This window comes from Picosynechococcus sp. PCC 11901, from assembly GCF_005577135.1.
Lineage (GTDB): Bacteria > Cyanobacteriota > Cyanobacteriia > Cyanobacteriales > MRBY01 > MRBY01.
The window spans coordinates 730,380-755,656 of sequence record NZ_CP040360.1; the positions used below are offsets into that span (position 1 = coordinate 730,380).

General features: G+C 50.1%; 24 protein-coding genes and 1 tRNA gene. 13 read left to right on the forward strand and 12 right to left on the reverse strand.

Features of this window, described 5'->3' with window-relative positions; genetic code table 11:
- Positions 1-2: 2 nt before the first annotated feature.
- From FEK30_RS04505 to FEK30_RS04515, 3 genes are read right to left on the reverse strand one after another with little or no spacing between them, the layout of a single operon-like run.
- Positions 3-806 (reverse strand): hypothetical protein, encoded by an 804-nt coding sequence (locus FEK30_RS04505; protein WP_138072055.1) that lies wholly within the window; start codon positions 804-806, stop codon positions 3-5.
- Between the two features lie 30 nt (positions 807-836).
- On the reverse strand, positions 837-1,160 hold the full coding sequence (locus tag FEK30_RS04510; protein ID WP_030006753.1) for an MgPME-cyclase complex family protein: 324 nt from the start codon (positions 1,158-1,160) through the stop codon (positions 837-839).
- 53 nt (positions 1,161-1,213) lie between these two features.
- Positions 1,214-1,954, reverse strand: a complete 741-nt coding sequence (locus FEK30_RS04515) for a pyridoxine 5'-phosphate synthase (RefSeq protein WP_138072057.1) — start codon at positions 1,952-1,954, stop codon at positions 1,214-1,216.
- Between the two features lie 303 nt (positions 1,955-2,257).
- On the opposite strand from FEK30_RS04515, the gene FEK30_RS04520 reads away from it, so the two are divergent.
- A complete protein-coding gene (locus tag FEK30_RS04520; protein ID WP_062431685.1) occupies positions 2,258-3,547 on the forward strand; it encodes a glucose-1-phosphate adenylyltransferase in 1,290 nt (429 codons plus the stop codon).
- A gap of 119 nt (positions 3,548-3,666) precedes the next feature.
- Here the strand turns inward: FEK30_RS04520 and rimI are convergent, their stop codons facing one another.
- A complete protein-coding gene (gene rimI / locus FEK30_RS04525) occupies positions 3,667-4,221 on the reverse strand; it encodes a ribosomal protein S18-alanine N-acetyltransferase (protein WP_138072059.1) in 555 nt (184 codons plus the stop codon).
- A gap of 269 nt (positions 4,222-4,490) precedes the next feature.
- Here rimI and FEK30_RS04530 point away from each other — a divergent pair, with 269 nt between their 5' ends.
- From FEK30_RS04530 to FEK30_RS04555, 6 genes are all read left to right on the forward strand, one after another.
- Positions 4,491-4,772 (forward strand): hypothetical protein, encoded by a 282-nt coding sequence (locus FEK30_RS04530; protein ID WP_062431691.1) that lies wholly within the window; start codon positions 4,491-4,493, stop codon positions 4,770-4,772.
- A 97-nt stretch (positions 4,773-4,869) separates the two neighbouring features.
- Positions 4,870-6,258 carry a diaminopimelate decarboxylase gene (gene lysA / locus FEK30_RS04535; protein WP_065709859.1) on the forward strand — a complete coding sequence of 463 codons (1,389 nt, stop codon included), beginning with the start codon at positions 4,870-4,872 and terminating at the stop codon, positions 6,256-6,258.
- 161 nt (positions 6,259-6,419) lie between these two features.
- Positions 6,420-7,301, forward strand: coding sequence for a diadenylate cyclase CdaA (gene cdaA / locus FEK30_RS04540; RefSeq protein WP_012305738.1), 882 nt, complete (start codon positions 6,420-6,422; stop codon positions 7,299-7,301).
- A gap of 15 nt (positions 7,302-7,316) precedes the next feature.
- Positions 7,317-8,054 carry an undecaprenyl pyrophosphate synthase gene (gene uppS / locus FEK30_RS04545; protein ID WP_012305739.1) on the forward strand — a complete coding sequence of 246 codons (738 nt, stop codon included), beginning with the start codon at positions 7,317-7,319 and terminating at the stop codon, positions 8,052-8,054.
- A gap of 136 nt (positions 8,055-8,190) precedes the next feature.
- Positions 8,191-8,264 (forward strand) — tRNA-Asp (locus tag FEK30_RS04550).
- 133 nt (positions 8,265-8,397) lie between these two features.
- A complete protein-coding gene (locus tag FEK30_RS04555; protein ID WP_138073740.1) occupies positions 8,398-10,404 on the forward strand; it encodes a caspase family protein in 2,007 nt (668 codons plus the stop codon).
- A gap of 164 nt (positions 10,405-10,568) precedes the next feature.
- Here FEK30_RS04555 and FEK30_RS04560 read toward each other — a convergent pair whose 3' ends face one another.
- The 3 genes from FEK30_RS04560 to murC all read right to left on the reverse strand — a co-directional run bounded on the left by FEK30_RS04560 (position 10,569) and on the right by murC (position 13,479).
- Positions 10,569-10,901, reverse strand: coding sequence for a YbaB/EbfC family nucleoid-associated protein (locus tag FEK30_RS04560; protein WP_012305742.1), 333 nt, complete (start codon positions 10,899-10,901; stop codon positions 10,569-10,571).
- 127 nt (positions 10,902-11,028) lie between these two features.
- The gene (murB, locus tag FEK30_RS04565; protein ID WP_138072061.1) at positions 11,029-11,973 is read right to left on the reverse strand and encodes a UDP-N-acetylmuramate dehydrogenase; all 945 of its coding nucleotides are present in this window, start codon (positions 11,971-11,973) and stop codon (positions 11,029-11,031) included.
- Between the two features lie 39 nt (positions 11,974-12,012).
- The gene (gene murC / locus FEK30_RS04570) at positions 12,013-13,479 is read right to left on the reverse strand and encodes a UDP-N-acetylmuramate--L-alanine ligase (protein WP_030006744.1); all 1,467 of its coding nucleotides are present in this window, start codon (positions 13,477-13,479) and stop codon (positions 12,013-12,015) included.
- 301 nt (positions 13,480-13,780) lie between these two features.
- Here murC and FEK30_RS04575 point away from each other — a divergent pair, with 301 nt between their 5' ends.
- Complete coding sequence (locus FEK30_RS04575; RefSeq protein WP_012305745.1) at positions 13,781-14,797, forward strand: type I glyceraldehyde-3-phosphate dehydrogenase; 1,017 nt, start codon at positions 13,781-13,783, stop codon at positions 14,795-14,797.
- Positions 14,798-14,929: 132 nt separating this feature from the next.
- On the opposite strand, the gene FEK30_RS04580 is transcribed toward FEK30_RS04575, so the two are convergent.
- Positions 14,930-15,274 carry a hypothetical protein gene (locus FEK30_RS04580; protein WP_030006743.1) on the reverse strand — a complete coding sequence of 115 codons (345 nt, stop codon included), beginning with the start codon at positions 15,272-15,274 and terminating at the stop codon, positions 14,930-14,932.
- A gap of 250 nt (positions 15,275-15,524) precedes the next feature.
- Entirely contained in the window at positions 15,525-16,397 is an 873-nt protein-coding gene (locus FEK30_RS04585) for an S-methyl-5'-thioadenosine phosphorylase (RefSeq protein ID WP_138072063.1), read from the reverse strand.
- 70 nt (positions 16,398-16,467) lie between these two features.
- Here FEK30_RS04585 and FEK30_RS04590 point away from each other — a divergent pair, with 70 nt between their 5' ends.
- Positions 16,468-17,046: a peroxiredoxin gene (locus FEK30_RS04590; protein ID WP_030006741.1), complete on the forward strand. Its 579-nt coding sequence runs from the start codon at positions 16,468-16,470 to the stop codon at positions 17,044-17,046.
- Positions 17,047-17,102: 56 nt separating this feature from the next.
- A complete protein-coding gene (locus FEK30_RS04595) occupies positions 17,103-18,413 on the forward strand; it encodes a dihydrolipoamide acetyltransferase family protein (protein WP_138072065.1) in 1,311 nt (436 codons plus the stop codon).
- Positions 18,414-18,622: 209 nt separating this feature from the next.
- Here the strand turns inward: FEK30_RS04595 and psbV are convergent, their stop codons facing one another.
- Positions 18,623-19,135 (reverse strand): photosystem II cytochrome c-550, encoded by a 513-nt coding sequence (psbV, locus tag FEK30_RS04600; protein WP_012305751.1) that lies wholly within the window; start codon positions 19,133-19,135, stop codon positions 18,623-18,625.
- Between the two features lie 247 nt (positions 19,136-19,382).
- The gene (locus FEK30_RS04605; protein ID WP_138072068.1) at positions 19,383-20,087 is read right to left on the reverse strand and encodes a sirohydrochlorin chelatase; all 705 of its coding nucleotides are present in this window, start codon (positions 20,085-20,087) and stop codon (positions 19,383-19,385) included.
- Positions 20,088-20,221: 134 nt separating this feature from the next.
- On the opposite strand from FEK30_RS04605, the gene FEK30_RS04610 reads away from it, so the two are divergent.
- Together FEK30_RS04610 and FEK30_RS04615 are read left to right on the forward strand one after the other, a co-directional pair.
- The gene (locus FEK30_RS04610) at positions 20,222-20,803 is read left to right on the forward strand and encodes a TFIIB-type zinc ribbon-containing protein (RefSeq protein WP_012305753.1); all 582 of its coding nucleotides are present in this window, start codon (positions 20,222-20,224) and stop codon (positions 20,801-20,803) included.
- A gap of 146 nt (positions 20,804-20,949) precedes the next feature.
- The gene (locus FEK30_RS04615; RefSeq protein WP_099239861.1) at positions 20,950-23,178 is read left to right on the forward strand and encodes a glycoside hydrolase; all 2,229 of its coding nucleotides are present in this window, start codon (positions 20,950-20,952) and stop codon (positions 23,176-23,178) included.
- A 21-nt stretch (positions 23,179-23,199) separates the two neighbouring features.
- Here FEK30_RS04615 and FEK30_RS04620 read toward each other — a convergent pair whose 3' ends face one another.
- The gene (locus FEK30_RS04620) at positions 23,200-24,378 is read right to left on the reverse strand and encodes an aldo/keto reductase (protein WP_065709867.1); all 1,179 of its coding nucleotides are present in this window, start codon (positions 24,376-24,378) and stop codon (positions 23,200-23,202) included.
- A gap of 349 nt (positions 24,379-24,727) precedes the next feature.
- Between FEK30_RS04620 and FEK30_RS04625 the strand changes: the two genes are divergently transcribed.
- Positions 24,728-25,222: a glutathione peroxidase gene (locus FEK30_RS04625; protein ID WP_062431717.1), complete on the forward strand. Its 495-nt coding sequence runs from the start codon at positions 24,728-24,730 to the stop codon at positions 25,220-25,222.
- Positions 25,223-25,277 lie beyond the last annotated feature (55 nt).

The window sequence follows — 25,277 nt, forward strand, 5'->3', positions numbered from 1 at the left end:
AATCAAAGGCTAATGTCGGCCTTCAGCAGAATGACTTGATCGGCAGGAACGGCGATCGCCCCGAGGCCATTTTGATTGAGACGATTTAACAATTCGGTGATCCGGGCGGAATCTGCGGTGTGGGCTGCCAGCAGATAACCGCGTCCCCCATAGGCGACTAGGCCAATATTTTGCCCTATTAAACGCTGCAACTGATTGGCGATCGCCAAATTCCCGCCGTATTCTACCAGCACCCCAAATCCCCCCCGGAGTCCTTGGGGTCGGAAGTTAGCTGGCCCTTGGGTTGCGGAGGGAGGCGTCGATTTTGTTTCTGCCTGGGGCTGGGCCGGGGGCAGAGCAACGTTACGGGTTGGTGTCTCGGTCGTTTCGACCACCAGATCGGGGGCGATCGCCGTTGCCATGGGGGGAATAGTCGGCGCTTGGCTGGTTTCTAGGGCTAAATCACTATCTACTGGGGTGATCACCATCAAGGGCAAACCCACCGCTTCCCCAAAATATTCAGCCCACTGGGTCGCGTTTTCGAGGCTCGTAAAGCCCCCGACCCGACTGAGAACATTACCATCGTATTCACAAACCACCGCTTGTTGGTTTTCCGGGAGGGTTTGACTCACTTGATTGCGCACTTCCGCCTGGAGGGGTTGGGATGGGGTAAAGACCAATACCAAAAACTCTGCGCCCTGGGGCGGCTGACATTGGGATAAACCCCGCTGGGCAACACTGGGGGGGACAAAGGCGATCGCCGCAATACTCCCGATATAAGCAGCACGCCCAAGTCTAATCAACGGTTGCCAGAAATTGCCCATCATAAGTTCACACGCCAGAAAGAATAGGGGAGTCTAAGCGGCTAGGGACTTGAGGGGCTCTGGAATTTCCTCAGAGGGAGCCTCAAATTCGCCGACGTAGATATACTCCAACCGTAATTTTAACCAAGTAATAAATTGCTTTTTCGTGGAGATGATCGCCACACAGGGTTTGGGGGTCTTTTCGCTGGCTTCTTTGAGGCTGGGAGCGTTGATAAAGGCCGGATTCTCCACTACCCAAAAATCCCGTTCTTTGCCTTGTTCTTCGTAGTGGCGGATGCGTTCTTTGATTACTTCTTCGAAGGGTTCTTCTTCAAAGAGAAATTTTTGGCTGGCCAGGGCAAAATGATAGGTCGTCATCACTTGTTCAGTATAGAAAGATTTATAACTGTTTTTGTTCCAGTAAAGATACCCTACAATTGTCCCCACATGGCAAGCTTCATCTCCCGCACGGCCCGTTCTAGGCCCACCAACACAGCCCGGCTGATGATGGTATGCCCGATGTTTAACTCTTCCATGCCTTCGATACAAGCGACGGGGTAAACATTACGATAGGTTAAGCCATGGCCGGCGTTGACCCGTAACCCCAGGGCGATCGCCTGTTTTGCCCCGGTTTCTAAGGCTGCTAATTCAGTCTGCTGTGCTTCAGGATCGTGGGCCTCGGCATATTTCCCCGTGTGCAGCTCAATAAATTGCGCCCCGGTTTTCTGGGCCGCTTCGATTTGCTCTAGCTCAGCATCGATAAACCAACTGACGGGAATCCCGGCCCCCTGGAGTTGTTCAACCACTTCCTTAAATCGGGCAAAATTACCCACGATGTCGATCCCTCCTTCCGTGGTGATTTCCTCGCGTTTTTCGGGGACGAGGGTCACGTAGTCGGGTTTGATGTCTAAGGCGATCGCCACCATTTCTGTCGTGGGGGCCATCTCTAAATTCAGGTGGGACTGCACCGTCTGCCGCAGGATTTTGACATCCCGGTCTTGGATATGGCGACGGTCTTCCCGGAGGTGTACCGTAATCCCGTCGGCTCCCCCCAGTTCTGCTAAGGTTGCCGCCGCCACTGGATCTGGTTCTACCGTGCGTCGCGCTTGGCGAATCGTCGCAACATGGTCAATATTCACACCGAGGGTCAGGCGAGGATTTGGGGAAACCATTAGGGAAAATAAGCTTAGAAGATAAAAAACTAAAAGCCCATTTTATCAGGGTTGCCAAAGGAGATGGAAGGGGCATTACGCAGAATTTGCAGGGGATTACCACGATCCCCCACTGGATCTCTGGGGGCGGCGATCGCCCTTAAATAAACGATTCCCAAATCTTAAAATGACGTCGGTGAAAATCAGACCTATGATGGATTCTGGGGAAAAAATCCCGAAAAAGTTTGAATTGTTACTTTTCGAGATCCCCCCTCCAGTCATACACTTGACACAGAGGTCAAAGGCAGTCGTGAGGTCTTTTTTGTGAAACGAGTCCTAGGAATCATACTTGGCGGCGGCGCAGGTACTCGCCTATATCCGCTAACAAAACTCAGAGCTAAGCCCGCAGTACCTCTAGCAGGCAAATATCGTCTCATTGATATTCCTGTTAGCAATTGCATTAATTCTGAAATTCATAAAATCTACGTTTTAACCCAATTTAATTCAGCATCTTTAAATCGTCACATTAGTCGAACCTACAACTTTACCGGCTTCACCGAAGGCTTTACCGAAGTACTCGCAGCCCAACAAACTAAAGAAAATCCCGATTGGTTCCAAGGCACCGCCGACGCTGTCCGACAGTACAGTTGGCTTCTAGAAGACTGGGATGTCGATGAATACATCATTCTCTCCGGTGATCACCTCTACCGTATGGATTACCGTGAATTTATCCAGCGCCACCGTGACACTGGGGCAGACATCACCCTGTCTGTGGTTCCCGTGGGCGAAAAAGTAGCCCCCGCCTTTGGGTTGATGAAAATTGATGCCAATGGTCGTGTCGTGGACTTTAGTGAAAAGCCCACTGGTGAAGCCCTTAAGGCGATGCAGGTGGATACCCAGTCCTTGGGTCTCGATCCAGAGCAAGCGAAAGAAAAGCCCTACATTGCGTCGATGGGGATCTACGTCTTTAAGAAACAAGTACTCCTCGATCTACTCAAAGAAGGCAAAGATAAAACCGATTTCGGGAAAGAAATTATTCCTGATGCGGCCAAGGACTACAACGTTCAGGCCTATCTCTTTGATGATTATTGGGCTGATATTGGGACTATCGAAGCGTTCTATGAAGCAAACCTTGGCTTGACGAAGCAGCCGATCCCACCCTTTAGTTTCTATGACGAAAAGGCCCCCATCTACACCCGGGCGCGCTACTTACCGCCGACGAAGGTGCTCAACGCTGACGTGACAGAATCGATGATCAGCGAAGGTTGCATCATTAAAAACTGCCGCATTCACCACTCAGTTCTTGGTATTCGCACCCGTGTCGAAGCGGACTGCACTATCGAAGATACGATGATCATGGGCGCAGATTATTATCAGCCCTATGAAAAGCGCCAGGATTGTCTCCGTCGTGGCAAGCCTCCCATTGGGATTGGTGAAGGTACAACGATTCGCCGGGCGATCGTCGATAAAAATGCACGCATCGGTAAAAACGTGATGATCGTCAATAAGGAAAATGTGGAGGAGTCAAACCGTGAAGAGCTTGGCTACTACATTCGCAGCGGCATTACAGTGGTACTAAAGAACGCCGTTATTCCCGACGGTACGGTCATTTAAGATCTGTTGCGGCCCTTGTTTTAAAAATTCTTTTTAAATCACATTTTTTGTCTAGGCAATGTGCCCTGTCTCTCGGTGAGATGGGGTTTTTTTGTGGACAGAGATAACCTTTGGCATTTCTAAGTATCGAGAGACCAAGACCAGTGGTTTTGCTGGAGTCGTTGGGCAATGGTCGCTCCCCAGGCTTCTAATTGGACAGTAAATTCGGGCTGATCTAAACCCTTGCGCCACATGATCAGGGCGTCTTCTCCGGTGTCTTGGTAGTACCCTTTACGTCGTCCGGCCAGGTTAAAACCAAATTTTTCGTAGAGGGCGATCGCCCGCTGATTGGATTCTTTGACTTCGAGGGTCGCCCGTTCTAAACCCCGTAACCAAGCATCCCGGAGCAAACCCAACAAAATGAGTTGTCCCAAGCCCTGCCGTTGCACCTCCGGATGAACTGCCATGAGCGTAATGTGAGCTTCTTCGACAATCGCCCAGAGACAACCCAATCCCAATAATTTATTTGGATCATGGGGAGCCGGCACAATTAGCAAGGTACTATTTGGACTTTCTAGTTCCCGTAGATAACCATCCTTAGACCAAAGGCCACCAAAACACAATTGATCTAAAACCAATGCCTGGGGCAGTGTTTGTTCTGTCAGGGGCTGCACCGATAAAGCAACTGCACTCACAAATCTCACCACTCACTCATAAAAATACTTGAAAAGTTTATCAAATGCGAACAGTAGAAAAATTGAAAGACACCAGGTTAGGTCATTAAATTTTCATGTTCATGGTGGTGCCGAAAATAATCATCCATAATCCTCTCTCGGTAGCAAAGACAATTAGTTTATAAAAATTGTTAAACAGTTTTTTTATCCATTTGTACAATGACAGCAGATTTCACGCACAAACGATGCAAAAAAAAAGTAGAACTCTCAAAGCAATTACCTTAAAAAGTATGGCAGTTGTCGCTCTGTGTAGCGGCTCCCTCTTGGGGTTTAGTCACAATGCCATGGCTCAGGAATTTAACGGCGGCTCGATGACTGTATCTGAAGGAAGAAATGGTACAGAAATTACCATCAAAACTAAGAATGGTAGTACCATTCGAGTTCGTGTCAGTGAAAGTGGAGCTTCGAATGTCAACAATACTTCGAGCAGCGGTGAAAATACCAATACGACGACGGGCCGGGATGGTGATCAAACGACAACTACCAACGCCAATGAAAATTTAGACAAATAGCCGCCATTTCCATAGCAAGGGTGATTATTTTTTCGGTATCCTTATTTACCTATGATTCTATTGAATCTAGTAAAAGATAACCACAAAGTAATTGCTTATGTTAACCGCAGCCTCCACTGACAATACAGGTCGGCAATATTTGCCCCAAAATCCAGATGGCCTGTCTCCCAACCAAGCGTTAATGCCCCTGACCAGCACCGTAAATGGCCAGGATCACTTAGTGGTGGGAGGCTGCGATGTGACTGAATTGGTTAAGCAATATGGTTCTCCGTTATATATCCTCGATGAATACACCCTGAGAACCACCTGCCGTCAATACCGCGACAGTTTCCAAAAATATTACGGTGGTGAATCCCTCGTGATTTATGCATCTAAGGCCTGGAGCTGCATGGCCATCTGCGCCATTGTTGACAGTGAAGGGTTAGGCTTCGACGTGGTTTCTGGCGGAGAACTCTACACAACCCTCAAAGCTGGGGTCAGCCCGCAAAAAATTTATTTCCATGGCAACAACAAATCCCGCGAGGAGCTGAATTTTGCCCTCGACCAAGGGGTGACGATCATTGTTGATAATTTCTTTGAGTTGGAATTGCTCAAGGCACTCACGGGCGATCGCCAAACAACGGCCAAGATTATTTTGCGCCTCACCCCCGGCATCGAGTGCCATACCCACGAATACATCCGGACGGGGCATTTAGATAGCAAATTTGGCTTTGACCCGAACCAAATTGAAGCGGCCTTTGCCCTGGTGAGCCAGGCTGAATTTTTAAACTGTATTGGTCTCCATGCCCACATTGGGTCGCAAATTTTTGAACAACAACCCCACAAAGATCTCGGTGATGTCCTCGCTGGTTGGTATAAAAAAGCCGCTGACTATGGCCTAAACCCAGAAATTCTCAACCTTGGGGGCGGTTTAGGGATTCGCTATACCGAATCCGATGATCCCCCCAGCATTGAAGCCTGGTCGCAAAATGTTGCTCAGTCCCTCGAAGCCGCCTGCCGGAGCCATGGGATTGCGCTACCGAAATTAATCGTAGAGCCGGGCCGCTCCCTCGTCGGCAGTGCTTGCATTACCGCCTATACCGTCGGGAGCCGTAAGGTTGTGCCAGAAATTCGTACCTACGTTTCTGTGGATGGCGGCATGTCTGATAATCCCCGTCCGATTACCTACCAATCTCTGTACCGGGCGGTCATTGCTAATCGCCTGTCGGCCCCCTGCGAGGAAACAGTCACGGTAGCGGGTAAACATTGTGAGTCGGGGGATGTGGTGATCAAGGATGCCCAACTGCCCACGCCCCAACCGGGGGATATCCTCGTGGTGCTGGCGACGGGAGCCTATAACTACAGTATGGCCTCGAATTACAATCGCATCGGTCGCCCGGCAGCCGTACTGGTGAATGAAGGGGAGGCCCAACTGATTATCCGTCGGGAAACCTTGGAGGATTTAGTGCGTCAAGATTGTTTACCGGAGCGGCTACGTCAAGGCTGATCTATTTTCATTGGTTAAACATTTTGGGGAACGGGGTAGATGGGGTAGCCACATTGGGGCGATCGCCAACCCCGTTTTTCTTTGCCCAAGGTTACCCCCGCCATGACATGATAGAGTCTGATGGCAAGTTGTTGGTTGTGCTGGAGTAGCGGTAATAGAGGATGCCAGATTGGCTGTTTGACATTGCGGATATTGCGCTGACATTGTTCTTAGTGTATGTGGCGGTTTTTGCCATTCGAGACCGACGAACCCTCTGGGTGATGCGGGGATTTTTGCTGTTGATGATTGCTGATAAGGCAGCAGAAATATATCAATTTGAATATGCGGCGGCTCTCCTCGATAAATTACTGTTGATCTCTGCGGTGGCGATCGCCCTAGTCTACCAAACCCAACTGAAGCGCCTATTAGAGAAATTAGGCCAAGGTAAAATCATGGAATTGCTCCGGCCCGTCGAGGCGCGGAATACGAACTCCGAAAATACCGTGCTCGACCGGATTGTTGAATCGGTTAAAGAACTCTCCCAATCCCGTACCGGAGCGCTAATTCTCATTGAAACCACTGCCATTCCCATCGATAAAAAAGGCATTGCCCAGCCTGGAGTCCCTATCGATGCAGAGGTCTCTAAGGAACTGCTCCAATCGATTTTTTACGACAAAAATCCCCTCCACGATGGCGCGATCTTGATCCGTGACTCCCGGGTGGTGGCTGCAAAGGTCTTCTTCCATTTGTCTGAAAAATCCGGCTTCCGTCAGTTAGGCACCCGTCACCTGGCCGCCCGCAGCATCACAGAACAAGCTGAAAACTGTGTCTGTGTGGTGGTTTCCGAAGAAACGGGTTCTATTTCCCTCGCAGACCGGGGGAACCTGAATCGCCCCCTCACCAGCAATGAACTCAAAGAACTGCTCTCGGAATATTTCACCACCGGCGATCGCGAATCTGTAACGCCGTCCCTAGGTGACCTGGGTCGTCGGCTAAAATCTCAAGGGGAAGATTTACTCAAGTTTCTTCGGCAACTGAATCTCCCTTTCACCCACAAAGATTAACCTTTGACTGTAACTATGGTTCATCCTTTGCCCGCTGACCTCGATCCCCAAAAGCTTCCCAAACACATCGCTGTCATTATGGATGGGAATGGTCGTTGGGGCCAACAGCGTGGTTTACCTAGAATTATGGGTCACCAAAAAGGGGTAGACACAATCCGCAATATGCTCACCTACTGCCAGGACTGGGGAATCCATGCCCTCACGGTCTATGCGTTCTCCACCGAAAACTGGCGGCGTCCCCCCACCGAGGTGGAATTTTTGATGACCTTGTTTGAAAAGGTGCTGCGGCGAGAAATTAAAATTTGGGCGGCCAAAGGGATTCAAATTCGCTTTGTGGGCGATCTGACCTCCTTACCCTATTCCCTCCAGGCGGAAATTCAACGCTCCGTCATTCAAACCCAGCACAATAACGGCATTCAATTTACCGTTGCCACCAACTACGGCGGCCGCCAAGAATTAGTCCAAGCCTGTCGGGCGATCGCCACCAAAGTTGCTGCCGGGGAACTGCGACCCAGCGATATCAATGAAACCCTGATCAACGATCACCTTTATACCCACGGCATCCCTGATCCCGATCTTTTGATCCGTACCAGCGGTGAAATGCGCCTGAGTAATTTTTTGTTGTGGCAAATGGCCTATAGCGAAATTTATGTCACCCCCACCCTCTGGCCCGATTTTGACAAAACCGAACTCCACCGCGCCCTCTTGGCTTTCCAACAACGGGAACGTCGCTTCGGTAAAGCCACCGTTTAAGCCCCTGAACAATGTCATAAAATCGCCATGCAGTTATCTAAGGCTGAGCTTCGGGTATTGTTTAAAAAAAATTGCGCCAAGGAGTTGACATATACAATTTCTGACTTTATATTATTAAAAGTGACCTAAACCACTTGGGACTGTAGTTCAGCTGGTTAGAATGCCTGCCTGTCACGCAGGAGGTCGCGGGTTCGAGTCCCGTCAGTCCCGTACAGTAAAGAAGAATATAATCCGTCCTTGGGTGTGGATGCAGATCTTGCAACACAATGCGGTAAATAGCTCTAGCCAGGAATAGTGATGTACTGGTAGGCTGATATCAGAATTTCAAAGGCAGTGAACTAGGATGGCATGGCGTCGGCGTGATTTTTTACAAGCTTTGGGGTTGACCTGTGGTGCCCTGGGGTTTTCTTCGTTTTTACGGCCATCTGATCTCAAACAATCTGCCCAGGCTCTCAGTCAATTTCGGGGTCGCAAGATCGCGTTGCTCATCGGCATCGATCAATATGGTCAAGGGCCTAATTTGGGGGGGTGTCAGCAGGATCTAAAAATCCAGAAACATTTGCTGGAATCACGTTTTGGTTTTGCGGCGACGGACATCGTCACTCTCCGTAATGATCAAGCCAGTGGCAGCGGTATTTTTACAACGTTTCAAACAGACCTGAAGACAAAAGTGAAACCGGAGGATCTGGTTTTTGTGCATTTCAGCGGCTATGGTACTCGCTTAGTCACAGACCCAACGGATCCAGAACCAATACCAGCCCTGGTGCTCCCGGGGAAATCTGGCCCTGAGGCGATCGCCCTGAGCACTTTTCAAGCCTTAATCCAAGATCTCAATCCGGCCCAAGGAATTCTCGTCTTGGATACCAGTTTTGATCCTGGCTCCCGGCCTTCAGCCCCCTATTGGCGACCCCGCACTTATCCCGATGAAACGGCGATCGCCCCCGTTGTTGCCCCCGAAACCACCACTGTCAAATCAAATTCTAGTTTTGCGTTGGGGCGATCAGCTTTGATTCAACTGTGGGCTGCCACCGAGGGCATTACCCCAGAAGTGCAAATTAATGGTGTGATGACGGGACTGTTTACGGCGGCCCTTGGGCAATATCTCTCAGCCTATGACCCGATGGTCACCGTCACTACGGCCCAGACAAACCTTGCTGTGCGTTTACCCAAGGATGAGACGCAACCGGCAACAATGACCTTTTTGGGTACCAAAACCGCGCCCCTCTACGGCACCCTCCCCAGCGATACGCTGCCAGCGACGGGTCAGATTTTTAGCCAAAATCCCACGGGGTTAGAAGTCTATTTGGGGGGCTTTGAACCGGAAATTTTGCAGGCGATCGCCCCCGGTAGTGAATTAACAATTCGTACCGAAACGGCGCCGATTCTCCAACTCAGCGGCAAAGCAGGGGTTTTCGGCCAAGGGAAATCTTCTACGCCGAATGTCACCGTTGGCACAGCGATCCAAGAAACGAAACGCCATCTGCCCCGCAACCTCGCCTTAAAAATTGCCCTGGCTGAGGATCTCAGTCGCATCGAACGGGTGGATGCCACCAGTGCTTTTGCGAGTTTGACCAACATCGCCAGTGTCAGTAACCCCCAAGATTGGGTAGATTATGTTTTTGATGAAGCCTATCAATTGACCACCGTCCCTGGCAAAATTGTCCCCGGTGTAGTGCCAGCCAGCGATACCAACGAAGCGATCAAATCTTCAGTCAATCGACTTCTACCCCGCCTAGAACAATTATTAGCCTTAAAATGGCTCCGGTTGTTGGTGAATGAAACCAGCACCCAACTACCTTTGAAAGTAACGGTCCAACGTCTGGATCGTTTTTCGACCCTGCTGACGGCAAAAACAACACCCTTTAGCCTGGGGCAGTCGAAGAGCAATCCTAATCCTCAACCGACGTTTACGGTGGGAGAAAAGGGGCAATATCAATTGGAAAATACGGGGACGCAACCTCTATTTTGTCTAGGTTTTGCCCAAAGCCCGAAACAAGAATTACTGCTCCTGACTGCTAAAGAAGGTCTCAAGATCCCCCCAGAAACCGCAACCAGCCCCCTAGAATTAACGGCGCTACGTCCCTTGGGAGTGTGGACAATTTATTGGATCATTGGCGATCGCCCCTTTGAAAATTTCCAAGACCAGGCCACCCAACTTTTTGGGGATTTAGAGACCATTCCCCAGAAGCTAGAAAAATCCCTGCCCCTTATCCAAGGCCTCCTCAGCGATTTGCAAGCGGTTCCCCCAGAAGGCACAGAACCCAATAAAGAAAATTATGTTTTTTCCACGACCCAGTGGGCGGGTTTGCGCTTTACCTACACCGTTGTGGAAACGGAGGCGTCATCCTAATCTTAGCGCTTGGCATAATTAAAAAAAATCAAATCAAACAATAAAAAACCCCAAGACAAAACCCTGGGGTCAAAAATTATTGTTTTTTTAAGTTGAAGGATTGGGTCTTGGTGTGAGTATTTTCCGCAGCCCAAACTCACCAGATGAATGATGTTTATTTTGAATTAAAGGCCGGGGAGGTTGAGGCCACTGGTTAGCTCTTCCATCCGGGTGCGCATGGTTTCGGTGGATTTGGTATAGGCATCGGTCAGGGCTTCAGAAACGGCAGCCGAAAGTTCCTCTGCACCCTTGGCGATCGCCTCTGGGGAAATTTCTACGCCCCGTGGTTCCTGGTTACCGCTGAGGATTACCTTCACAGAACCGTCGGCATTGGTACCTTCAATGTCCATCGCTTCGAGTTCTTCTTGGAGTTTTTTCGCCCCTTCCTGTACCTTTTGGGCTTGCTGGAATGCGGCGGCCAGCTCTTTCATTTTCCCGAGTCCAAATCCTTGTGGCATAGTCTTTACAAAATAATAATGTTCGTGATTGTCTCGTCTAGATTAGACCCCTAGGGCATCTAATCCGTAACCTATCTTAATATCTCCCGGCACCATTTGACGTTTTCAGGGGAGTTTCTGCCGGGGCCTAGGAAAAATCCCCCAGAATTTTCACTTCGGGTTTGAGTAAAACCTGCCAGCTCTGCTCCACCTGGGCTTGGACGTGTTGAATCAGCTGAAAAATGTCCATGGCCTTCGCCCCACCACAATTGACAATAAAATTAGCATGGCGTTCGGCCACCTGGGCTCCGCCAATTTGATACCCTTTCAATCCTGTTTGTTCAATTAAATGGCCCGCCGCCTGGGGATAGGGATTGCGGAAAACACTGCCACAACTGGGTAAATGGTAAGGCTGGGTGGATTTGCGCATCCGGAGATTCCGATTGGTTTCCGCCCGTACCGTTGCTTTATCAAAACCGGGTTCCAGTTGAAAAGCGGCTTCGAGCACAAGGCGATCGCTCCCTTGGAGATTAGACGTGCGGTAACGGTAATCGAGATCCGTCGGTTGGAGTTGATGGATTGTCCCGTCGGGATCAAGCACCTTGAGCCACAACAACTGATCGGCGACACAGCCCTGGTGAGCGCCGGCATTCATCACTACACTCCCGCCAACACTCCCCGGAATGCCCACGGCCCACTCCAAACCTTTCCAACCCCGTTTCGCTGCATTCCAAGCAAGGCGAGCAATGGGTTCCCCCGCACTGGCCACGAGAATACCGTCGTCTTCTTGGGCATGGTAATAGCGCAATTTTTTGGTGTTGATGGTGAGGCCAGGAATGCCTTTGTCACTAATCAAAAGGTTAGAACCGGCCCCCAGAATAGTGAGGGGAAATCCCGATAAATGCTTGAGATACCATTCAAAACAGGCTTCTGTTTCCGCCAGATTACTGGGTTCTGCATAAAATTCTGCCTGTCCCCCAACCCGAAAGGAGGTGTAGTGAGCCAAGGGAACTTGGGCTTGAATCAGGCTAGTGCCGTCGCCTAGGGTTGTCGCAGGAGCAGCAATCTGGGAACGGGAGGGGGAGCAAACCATGGCGTATTTCCGGGTCTAGGGGGCAAAGGTCAAAAGCGCTTAGTCTGGGGCAGAACATTGGGTCAACGGCGCTTGGGGCAGCGCAGGGTCGCCATTGGCAGACAGTTGAGCCAAGAGGCTTGGGATAGTTTGGTTGAGATTCCCGGCTCCCAGAAACAGTACCAGATCCCCCGTTTGCAGTTGCGGTGCTAACCATGTGGGTAGGCTTTGGAGGTCTGGGTAATAGGCAACGTCACCATCTTGTTGATGGGCGATCGCCTGCTGTAGGGCTTCACCTGTAAGGTTATCTACATTTTTCTCCCCTGCGCTATAAATATCAGTAATTATGGTCACATCTGCGTTTTTGAAAGCTTTTGCAAATTCATCAAAGAAAGCTTGGGTACGGCTGTACCGATGGGGTTGAAAGATTGCCACAACGCGCCGCCCTTGACCAGCCCGGAGCCGAGCGGCCTGGAGAGTCACTTCAATTTCACTGGGGTGGTGGGCGTAGTCATCAATGAGGGTAATGCCCTGGTATTGACCGCGAATTTCAAACCGTCGCTTTGCCCCTTGAAAGGAAGCTAAAGCCTCGGCAATGGGCTCAAAGGGCACACCACAGCACCGGGCGGCGGCGATCGCCCCCAGGGCATTGCTCAGGTTGTGGGCACCCAGTAGGGCTAGATTAATTTCTCCGAGGCGATCGCCCCGTTCCCAAATGGTTGCCCGGGTCGAAGTGGCACCGTAGTGAATATCCGTCGCCCAATAATCAGCTTGTTCAAGATTCTGTAACCCATAGCCCACCTGATAGGGCACGACCCCCGTGGCGATGGTGGGACAGTCCACGCAGGCAATCAGGCGATCGCACTGCTGGGCAAAGGTTTGAAAAATTTCTACCACCTGATCCAGCGATTGATAATGATCCGGGTGATCCAATTCAATATTTGTGACAACCCCCAACTGGGGACGGAGCTTTACCAAGGTACCGTCCGATTCGTCGGCCTCAGCTACCAAATAATTGCCCTGGCCGAGGCGAGCATTGCCATCCCAAGCATCCACTTCGCCCCCGACAATGATAGTCGGGTCAACGCCGGCCACCAGGAAAATATAGCCGATTAAACTACTGGTTGTTGTTTTGCCGTGGGTTCCCCCTACCGCCACACTGTCATATTCGGCGACGAGGGCAGACAAAACATCAGACCGATGAAAAATATGACAGCCTAGGGACTGTGCCGCTTGAAATTCTGGATTTTCTTGACCAATGGCCGTTGAGCAAATGACCTGGGGTAAACCGTTGTGATGTTCAATGGCATCGGACTCCCCCCCAAAGGCCTGTAAATTTTCTTTGACTTGCTGACTGAAAATATGGGCACCCACTGCCGCCAAGCGTTCTGTAATGTGACTGGTGCGTTGGTCAGAGCCAGAGACGGGTAATTTTTTTTGGGCCAAGACGTAGGCAAGGGCAGACATCCCAATCCCGCCAATGCCAATGAAATGGAATGGCTTTCCGTTTAGATCTACTGCTTTCAAAGATCCCTCCCCTCACACGTTCTATCGCTGGTATGGGTAACGATAGATAACAGAACACATTTAAGTATGCAATATTACCGGACATTTACAAGTAAATCATTCCGCAGAAACATCCCTTGGGGCGATCGCCTTTTGGGGTCTAGCCAATCGATCTAGAGGCGTAGCACCGAAGTCTTAATTCCCAAATCAATTCGGCAGTTTCCCGAAATTCGGGGATCGAATTGTGCAGTCTTTGATATGATTGGGGTCATCAAATGAAAACTTTTATTGCAATTTAATCTTTAATAGAGGGCAAGACGCGGTGATTAGAGTAGCGATTAATGGATTTGGACGTATTGGACGCAACTTCTTGAGATGTTGGGCTGGTCGCGAAAACAGCCAACTCCAAGTCGTTGGGATCAATGCGACCACCGATACCAAAAGTAATGCCCACATGCTTCGTTATGACACGATGCTGGGTAAATTTGATGGCGAAATCGATTATGACGCCAACTCTCTGACTGTCAACGGCAACGTAATCAAATGCTGTTCCGACAGAAACCCCCTCAACCTCCCTTGGAAAGAGTGGGGCGTCGATTTGGTGATCGAATCTACCGGTGTATTCAACACCGAAGAAGGATCTTCTAAGCACATTACAGCTGGTGCACAAAAAGTATTGATCACAGCCCCTGGTAAAGGCGGCCATATCGGCACCTATGTAGTTGGTGTAAACGCCGATCAGTATGGCCACGACAAACAAAATGTCATCAGTAATGCCAGCTGTACCACCAACTGCCTCGCCCCCATTGTTAAAGTACTCAATGATCGTTTTGGGATCGTCAAAGGGACGATGACCACCGTCCACAGTTACACTGGCGACCAACGTATTCTCGACAATAGCCACCGGGATCTCCGTCGGGCGCGGGCAGCCGCAGAAAATATTGTGCCGACTTCTACTGGCGCAGCTAAAGCCGTTGCCTTAGTTATTCCCGAAATGAAGGGTAAGCTCAACGGCATCGCCATGCGGGTACCGACTCCCAATGTCTCCGTAGTTGACCTGGTTGCCCAAGTAGCGAAGCCCACCATTGCTGAGGAAGTTAACCAAGTTCTGAAAGAAGCTTCTGAAACCTACATGAAAGGGATTTTGGCTTACACCGAAGAACCCCTCGTCTCCTGTGACTTCCGGGGAACTGATGTTTCTTCCACCATTGACGGTAGCCTCACCCTCGCCATGGACGGTGACCTAATTAAAGTTGTGGCTTGGTACGACAACGAGTGGGGTTATTCTCAACGGGTTGTTGACCTCGCAGAAATCGTTGCTCAAAACTGGCAAGGGTAATTTTCCAAAACGATATGCGCCATGTCTGATCTGACATTGATGTTGAACTGGGATTTGATATTTAGTCAGGTAGGGCAAGTTACAAGTCAATAGTAAAAAAAGGTGGTACGCAGCCACCTCTTTTTTTGCTAACTAAACTTCGAATAAGTTTTCAAATTCATGGCGTAGGGCCTGAAGATTGGCAATGCGGGCCACCACCAGATAGGGTTCTTGGGGAGTATCGGGTAATTCCTGTTCACAACGGCGTACCACCGCTTCTTGTTTGAGCCAAAAGTGAACCATGGTTTCGACGACCTCGTCCCAATTCCAATGGGGCTTTTTGGGAATGGTGTCTAGGGCCTGGATAAAGCTATCTAAAGTACAACGATGGGCAGCGAGATAGGCTTTGGGACGCTGGGGGTCTAGTTCGTATTGCTGTTGGTAGTTAAAAAAAGTAAGCAGGGGGGTCACCCCAAGCAGATCGAAAGCGTAAGTCATTTTTTTGCACACTCCAAACGCGTAACCAGGGGAAAAGTCAGTCCACAGCATCCTCAGGCTAGGACTGTCCCGTACATTAGAGGCGATCGCCACAGGATAGGACAGTGGGAGGGAGAGCGCTCGTCCCTATGGTTGAGGTATAGGGACTGTTACTGATCTAGTTTAAGGAAAATCCCCCCTAAAAGGGTTATCTGCAAACTTTTTGCAATATTTAGCAGTTTCTAGAGGAGAGTGCTAATTTTGGACTGATTTACAAGTATTTGTTGAGCAATAAAGCCAGTTTCTCCTTGGTGCTAGCTGGGACTTGGTCGAGGGGAGTGAGAATCGCATATTTAAGGGCATCATGGGCAGCGGACTGGGGAGGATTTGCCGCTAGTTTTTCGACGACAGCCCGGATCACTTTTTGGGCATTGGTGGCATTTTTGTGGAGATTGCCAATGACCATTTCAACGGTGACACTGTCATGGTCGGGGTGCCAACAGTCGTAATCGGTCACGAGGGCGAGGGTTGCATAGGCGATTTCTGCTTCCCGGGCCAGTTTTGCTTCCTGGAGGTTGGTCATGCCAATGATGCTGGCGTCCCAACTGCGGTAGAGATTGGATTCGGCTTTGGTAGAAAAGGCCGGGCCTTCCATGCAAACATAGGTGCCGCCCTGATGGAGATCAACGCCTTCTAAGTTTAAGGATGCCACTGCATCACCGAGGATCTTCGCCAACTGAGGACAAATAGGATCACCAAAGGCAATGTGGGCGACGATCCCGTCTCCAAAAAAGGTGTCAGTGCGGTGACGGGTGCGGTCAATAAATTGATCGGGAATGACCATGTCCACGGGTTTGATATGACCCTGGAGAGAACCCACAGCCGAGGCAGAAATAATGTATGCAACGCCGAGGGATTTGAGGGCGTAGATATTCGCTTGAAATGGAAGCTCTGTGGGGAGGAGATGGTGATGGCGGCCATGGCGGGGGAGGAAGACAACAGGGGTGCCGTCGAGGGTGCCGCTGATGAGGCGATCGCTAGGGGCACCAAAGGGGGTTTCAACGGTAATTTCTTCGATGTCTTGGAGGGCGTCCATTTTGTAGAGACCGCTACCGCCGATGATGCCAATTTTAATGTCTGCCATGGTGACTCGCTGTTAGATTTGCCTTGATTTGCTACAACATTATCTTGTATCAAAACCAGCTTGAAATTCCATGTTGCAATTTTTTCGGACGATTCTCATTACTGTGGTGGCGATCGCCTTTATGTGGTTCCCCGGTGAGGCGGCGATCGCCCTGGGTGGCCCCCAACCCGAACTCAACCAGCTCGCCCCAGAATTCACCCTCCTAGGCAATGATGGCGAGGGGGAAATTCAAGAATTTTCCCTCCAGGACTACCGGGGCCAATGGGTCGTGCTTTACTTCTATCCCCAGGACTTCACCCCTGGTTGTACCCTCGAAGCTCGCCGTTTCCAACAGGATCTCCCTAAATACCTAGAGCGTAATGTGCAGGTGCTGGGGGTCAGTGTTGACGATGTCGATTCCCACGAAGCTTTTTGTGATGCCGAAGGCTTAAAGTTTCCCCTCCTGGCCGATAGTACCGGGGATGTGAGCAAACAGTACGGTTCCTACTTGACAGGCTATTCCCTGCGCCATACCTACCTCATTGATCCAGAAGGGATTTTGCGCAAAATTTATCTAGGAGTAAATCCCGCGATCCATAGCCAAGAAGTCCTCACAGACCTTGATTCCTTGATGGCAAATTCCTCAGCCCAGCTTCCCCCAATGGGTTAAAATCGACAACGATTGTAAAGTTTGTCCACACCGTTGTTTTAAAAGAAGATTCCTCCATGATTCACGATATTTTCATGCCCGCCCTCAGTTCTACGATGACCGAAGGTAAAATCGTCTCTTGGACTAAGTCCCCGGGAGATAAAGTCGCTAAAGGTGAAACCGTTGTCGTGGTGGAATCTGACAAAGCCGATATGGACGTTGAGTCTTTTAACGAAGGGTTTCTCGCAGCGATTATCGTTGATGCGGGGGAAGAAGCACCAGTGGGTTCGGCGATCGCCCTCATCGCTGAAACCGAAGCAGAAATTCCAGAGGCCAAACAAAAAGCCGCGACTCTGAAAGGGGGTAGTAGTGCTCCTGCTGCTAATCCTGCGCCTGCACCCGCCCCTGCGGCACCTAGTCCAGAACCGGCTCCCGTTGTGGCAGCCCCAGCGCCTACACCTACAACCCCGACCCCCGCACCAGTGGTCAACGATGGCAGAATTATTGCTTCTCCGAGGGCGAAAAAACTCGCCAAAGAATTTGGCGTTGATCTTAAAACAGTGCCTGGTTCTGGCCCCCACGGTCGAATTGTCGCCGAAGATGTCGAAAAAGCCGCTGGTAAAGCGCCCACTATTGCCCCTGCTGCCGTATCAACTCCAGCGCCGACAATCAGTAAGCCTGCCGCCCCAGCGCCAGCTCCCGTCGCCGTTACTCCTGGTGAAGTTGTCCCGCTGAATACATTGCAACAAGCGGTTGTGCGGAATATGAATGCCAGCCTGAATGTACCTACTTTCCATGTGTCCTATGACATCACGACCGATGCCCTAGATGCCCTCTACAAGCAAATTAAGAGTAAGGGCGTCACCATGACAGGTCTATTGGCGAAGGCCGTGGCTGTGACCCTCCAGAAACATCCAGTGGTTAATGCCAGCTTTGGGGATAATGCGATTCAATACAGCAGTGGTATTAATGTGGCGGTGGCCGTTGCGATGCCCGATGGCGGCCTGATTACCCCTGTGCTGCAAAATGCCGATCAAATGGATATCTATTCCCTTTCCCGCAAGTGGAAAGATTTGGTAGACCGGGCGCGCCTCAAGCAACTGCAGCCCGATGAGTACAGCACTGGCACCTTTACCCTCTCTAACCTAGGCATGTTTGGGGTCAGCAGTTTTGATGCGATTTTACCCCCCGGCCAAGGTTCAATCCTCGCGATTGGGGGGGCTCAGCCTAAAGTCGTTGCGACGCCCGACGGTTTATTTGGTGTGAAAAAGCAAATGACCGTCAATATCACCTGCGACCACCGCATTATTTATGGTGCTGATGCGGCGGCATTCCTTAAGGATCTAGCCGACTTGATTGAAAATAACACACACAGTCTGACCCTTTAGGTTCATCTCGTTGCTCCTTGGGATTTTCCTCAAATACGCAATAAAAAACGATCTATGGCTCCCCGGTCTGGGGAGTTTTTTTGTTGCAAAAGTCAATGAACACTTTTAGAGACAATAAAAAAGACAACCTCATTATGGTTGTCTTCGGTACTTCATTTTGCGAATTTTAGATAAAAAAGACGATTTAAATAAAGTCGATCAATCGTGTTTTAGTTAACGGTTTTACCACCACCCCAAGCAACACCACGCACCTGGGCTTGAACGAGGACATAACCGGAAACATTTTGCAGATCCTCTTCGTTGAGGTTACGCATGCTACTCCAGATGTCGGCACGGACGGTATTGGGGTGTAACTGAGATAGGTCTAATTCACCATCGTAGGAGGTGGGATTTTTGAGATAGTCCACCATGGCCAGGATATTATCGCGGCGGGGTTCTGCCCCTTCTAGATCCACTAGAGAAAGGGTTACGTTGGGGTTGCTCTTTGTCCGGCCGCTGTTGTGGCAGGTGGAACAGGTGTTGATAAAGATCCGCTCTCCTTTGGCAACCTGCTGGTCACTGAGGACGACCGTTTCGGTTTCATTGAGGTTGACGGTGCGGTCTACTTCCCGGAGGGCGGTGGCATTGGCAGCGCCGACATTGAGTTGCCAAAATAGTAAAACGAATGCGCTAATCCCGAAAATAAATTTTTTGAGTGGGTCGATCCCCAGAATTTTATTCATGTTTTTCCTCAATACAGCAATAACGTAAATAAATCTATCTCCACCTATTTAACTGTGAAGGCAGACCTACAGGCAAGAATTTATCAAGGCTGTAAGTAAATGTGCTTATCTTTGTTTATTTAAATTTGCGTTGCCAACGGCACCAGTCAGCCAGGGCAACTAACCATACATATCATGCCATTGGCGTGAATTTTTCTTATAAATCCGTAAAGAACAGCAATATTTCACCCTGCATTTCACTATTTGCCTAGGGGTTACCCCGGAGAATGTTGGCGATCGCCACTGCACATTGGGGATCGGTGCCAAAGGGTTGACCAAGCTGAATTGTCATGGTGGGGTTGGCCTGGGCGAAGGTTTTCATCTGGGCGGCGATCGCCTTTGGGATTTTGCCAGAAAAAAGAAAATAGGGAACCAAGTGAATCGTTGTTGCGGTCGTCTCTTGGAGCTGTGCCAGTTTTTGGTCTAAAGAGGGTTCTGTGGCCCAGTAGGCGGTACTGGCGTTGAGGGTTTGGGCCAGCTTTTCGATTTCGGGATTCGCGCCGGTGCGACGGCTACCATGGGCAATCAAAAGGCGCTGGGCAGCGGAATTTTCGGCAAACTGTCGCTCTAGGAAAGGAGCAAGGCGGGCATCTTTACCAAGGTAATCGAGTTGTTGACACTTTACCTGGGGAAATTGGGACTGCAGTTGGGCGATCGCCTCTGGTAGATCTTCACGGACATGGACACCGGGCAAGAGGAACAAAGGGAGAATCTGCACTTCAGCGGGTTCCGGGGCGTGATCTCGGAGGAACTGGGCGATCGCCGTCGTTAGGGGCACCTTGCTACATTCTAAATAGGCCCCAAGTACCGGATGATCTACCTGGGCTTTCACCTGGGCGATCAGGGTTTGAAATTCCTGCTGGTAACTGTCACTAAAACTGCCATGGACGACCACCACCGATAACCGCTGCATGAATTTTTTGTCCCGTCTATTGTTTCTGTTTGGTGATTATAGAAAAGTTAGCGCCAAATTTCTGGGCCGTAGTTGTGGCGGGATTGGCTTCGGCGTAGGATAAAACGAGGAAAAACTGTGGGAGTCATTAAACTGTGCAATGTCCTAAATGTCGCGATGTTGAGCTTGGGGATCAGCTTCTATCTGGGGAGCTGACCAGTTGTCATTGTGAAAAATGTGAAGGAGATTGGCTCCCTGGCGATCGCTACCAAACCTGGCAAAATAGCCAACGAAAACCACAGCGCCTCAATACCCAACTGTCCCTCCCAGAAACCGTGATCCCCGGTGAAACAGACAATAAAGCAGCCCTCTGTCCCGAATGCCGCCGCTATTTATCGCGGGTAAAAATCCCCGTTGATCAACCTTTTTACTTAGAGCGTTGCCCCGAATGTAATGGCTTCTGGTGCGATCGCCAAGAATGGGAAATTTTAGAAAAACTCCAACTTCACACTAGCCTCGAATATATTTTTACCGCCGAATGGCAACACAAAGTCCGGGAACAACAGCACAATATCAGCGAACGACAGGCCCTGATCCAGAAACTTGGGCCGACCCTGGCCACCGATGTTTTCGACCTAGGGGAAAAACTAGCGGCCCACAACAATGGCGATTTTGCCGTGGCTTACCTGGCCCGTCAAGTCACTGAAAATCAGACTAATCAAAGTCAATCACGCTAATTGCTAAATGTCACAGCCCCATCGCATCCTTGCAATTCGTTAAGGCTGCCCGGAAGAACGGAAAGGCGATCGCTATGATTTAAAGAGAAAGCCAAGCTTACCCAAGGCTTTTGGAGACTCCACAGCGGCAAAATATTTCCATTTATATGTCTTATCCCCTCTACATCGCGTTTATTTGGCATCAGCATCAACCCCTCTACAAAGCACCGGACGGTCAATATCATCTCCCCTGGGTGCGGCTCCACGGCACTAAAGATTACCTAGATTTGATTTTGCTGCTCGAAAAATATCCGCGCCTCCACCAAACTGTGAATTTGGTACCTTCCTTGATGATGCAGTTGGAAGATTATGCCGAAGGCAAGGCTCTTGACCCCTATCTAAAGCTGGCCCTCACCCCCGTCACAGACCTCAACAGTGACCAAAAATGGTACATCCTGGAGCATTTCTTTGATGGCAACCACCGCACCTTAGTCGATCCCCATCCCCGCTACCGGGAGCTGTACACCGAGCGCCAGGACAACGGCAAAGCCTGGTGTCTGGAAAATTGGGACGAACAAAAATTTAGTGATCTCTTGGCTTGGCATAATTTAGCCTGGATTGATCCCCTCTTCTGGGATGACCCGGAGATCGCTGCCTGGCTCGAAAAAGATCGCGGCTTCACTTTAGGCGATCGCCAACGCATTTATTCCAAACAACGGGAAATTATTAAGCGGATTATCCCCAAACACAAACAGATGCAGGACAATGGGCAACTGGAAGTGACCACCACCCCCTACACCCACCCGATTTTGCCCCTGCTCGCAGATACCAATTCTGGCCGCGTCGCCGTCCCCAAGATGGAACTTCCCCAGGAACGCTTCCAGTGGTCAGAAGATATTCCCCGCCACCTCAACCGCGCCAAGGAAATGTACCGGGAACGTTTTGGCCGAGAAGTACGGGGTCTGTGGCCATCGGAGCAATCTGTCAGCCCGGAAGTGCTTAACCCCATCGCCGCCGCTGGCTTTAAGTGGATCTGTTCCGATGAAGCAGTGTTGGGTTGGAGCCTGAAACATTTCTTCCATCGGGACGAAGTGGGCAATGTCTACGAACCGGAAAAAATGTATCGCCCCTATCGCCTCGAAACAGACCATGGGGATCTCGCCATTGTCTTCCGGGATCACCGTTTGTCGGATCTGGTGGGCTTTACCTACAGTGGTATGGACTCAGAACAGGCCGCCTGCGATCTGGTTGGTCACCTAGAGGCGATCGCCCGGAGCTTGCGACACCACCAAAAAGAAGGCCAAACCGCCCTCCAAGAACCACACCTCGTAACCATCGCCCTCGACGGTGAAAACTGCTGGGAATTCTACGAAAAAGACGGCATCCCTTTCCTGACCTCCCTCTACGAAAAACTGAGCGCCAATCGCCAACTCGAACTCGTCACGGTCTCCGAATTTATCGAGCAATTTCCCCCCACCGAAACCATTCCTAGCCACAAACTCCATAGTGGTTCCTGGGTTGATGGAAGCTTTACCACCTGGATTGGGGACCCCGCCAAAAATCGCGCCTGGGATATGCTCACCAAAGCCCGCCACCTGCTGGCCACCCATCCTGAAGCGACAGAAATTACCAACCCCGAAGCCTGGGAATCCCTCTATGCGGCCGAAGGCTCAGACTGGTTCTGGTGGTTTGGGGAAGGTCACTCCTCTAACCAAGACGCCATGTTTGACCAACTCTTTCGGGAACACGTCGCTGGGATCTACAAAGCCCTAAACGAACCGATTCCGCCGGAAGTGCTCCAACCCATTGAAGACCACACCCGCCACCGGGAGCACCTCCCCGAAAGCTTTATTCACCCGATCATTGATGGTATCGGCGACGAACAGGATTGGGATAAAGCCGGTTGCATCGAAATTGGCGGTGCCCGGGGAACTATGCACCAAAGCAGCGCTCTACAACGACTCTTTTACGGTTGGGATCATCTTAATTTTTATTTGCGCTTTGACCTCAAGCGGGGCATCAAATGGGGCGAGGAACTCCCGGCAGAACTCCATCTCCTTTGGTTCTATCCAGGGGTAAACTGCGCCATTAGCCCGGCTCCCATCGCCAGTATGCCCGACCAGGCTCCCCTAAATTATCTCTTCCGGCACCACATCGGCATTAATCTCTTAACCCAATCTATCTGGTTTGAAGAAGCCAGTGACTATGGCCAGTGGCGGCCCCGGGGTGCCCATGCCAAAATGGCTTACCGAGAATGTTTAGAATTGTCTGTGCCGTGGGATGTACTGCAGATTAAACCGGACTATACGCTCAATTTAGTGGCAATTTTGGCCGATGATGGTGAGTACCATAGTTTTGTGCCGGAAAATCGCTTTGTTACCCTCCAAGTGCCTTAAGCCATTTTCTCAGGATAAAACTTAGCTCGTCGATAACCGTTGCACCGCTGCTCCTCCCAATAAATTATCGGCTTCCTGGAGGTACTGGAGAATGTGTTTGCGGTGGGGACTAAGGCGTAATACGTTGCGTAGATCTACCTCCGTTAAGCGGTCGGCTTTTTGGCCAGGGAACCAGTGGCCGCCGTTGCCCATCAGGTTGTAGCGGGCTTTGCCGTATTCAATCATGTCGTAGGCGATCGCCAAATTTCTAAGCCAAAGAATGACGGGGATATTAATCTGGTGCGGGGTTTGGTCGTAGGTCGGCAGGCCCACTTGCCAGGTCTTGGCCCAATCTTCCCCCAGGGAGGCGATCGCCTGATTTTCCAGTCGCGCGAGAATATCTGGCAAAATTTCATCGGCCCGCCCCAGCAGAGGGAGGGTTTCTAGATGCTGATCAAAATCCGAGGGACGCGCCGCCCCCACGCTCAAAGTATGGATCTGGGGATGGGACAAACAAAATAAATCGTTAAACACCATGGGATGCAACGGCCTGCAGAGATCGACTAGCTTTTGGGGTGGATTGTAAAGATGTCCCCCCTTATCCGACGGGCTAATAATAAATACCCCCATATCCTGCTGCGTTGCCGCTTCGATGGCCCGCCAATTGTCCTGATTAATCCAATACCAGTGCAGATTCACATAATCCATCGCCCCCGTTTCGATGGTTTTCACAATCAAATCCGTCGAACCATGGGTCGAAAAACCGATGTGACGAATCCGTCCCGCCCGCTGCAATTCTTGGGCAACTTCTAGACAACCCCGTTCAAAGGTGAACTTAAATATTTCCTCGTTATTAATGCCGTGGATACCAAATAAATCCACATAATCCAGTTGCAAATAATTGAGGGATTTTTCAATCTCGCGCCGAAATGCCTGGGGATCAGCCTTTGGGGAAACCTTTGTTTGGATAATGAGATCTTCTCGTTTAAATTGCGATAAGACCCACCCAAGTTGCATTTCTGACGTGCCGTACCCCCGTGCCGTTTCGATGTGGTTAATGCCCAGCTCAAGCGATCGCCGGATTGTTGCCGCTAGATTTTTTTGGTTGTCAGCAGGAATTTTCGCGGGGTCTTGATCCTGCCACTTGAACTGATAGCGCATCCCGCCACAGGAAAAAACAGGCATTTGCAGTTCGGTGCGACCAAAGCGACGATATTGCATAGATCTCAAGGGCGTTTCTTAACTTCTATTGGGAGGTATTCAAAAAAAACATTATAACGAAGAAAAATCTCGTCCCTAAGCGGCAAAGGCTGTTCTGCCTCTGACAAAACAAAACGCGCCTATTTAAACTCAACTGATCAAAGCAGCAAACCATCGGTTTTCAAAACATCGCCCCCAGTCTTGTTGGTCTTTGTTATACTATTGCTGCTGTTTAAGCATTATGGGGAGAGTAACGGCAAAAATTACGCAGAGGTCTTATCTCTAAGACTCATTTACACTCTGCTGAAATAATGAATATAATGCTTGCGAGATTGTTTTAAACCGCTTCTACAAATATTTTTTCGAGTTTATGACGACACAAACGCCTACTTCTATTTATGATTTTTCGGCCACAGCCATTGATGGCACATCGGTCGATCTTAGTACCTATAAAGATCAGGTTTTATTGATTGTCAATACAGCCAGCCAATGTGGATTCACCCCCCAATACAAAGGTTTGCAGGCGCTCCATGAACAATATGGCGACAAAGGTTTAGTCGTCCTCGGCTTCCCCTGTAACCAGTTTGGCCAACAAGAACCCGGCAACGAATCGCAAATCCAATCATTTTGTGAAACTACGTTTGGAGTTTCTTTTCCAATGTTTCAAAAAATTGATGTTAATGGCAGCAATGCCCACCCGTTATATCAATATTTAACCAAGGAAGCGCCCGGTATTTTGGGGACAAAAAATGTGAAATGGAACTTCACAAAATTCCTCATTAACCGTCAGGGTCAAGTGGTAAAACGCTATGCACCCACGGCAACACCGGAGGCGATCGCCAAAGATATCCAAGAATTGCTTTAAAAACTATCTGCTTCAGAAAATATTCTATTTTCTGACAATAATTTAACCCCCAAGC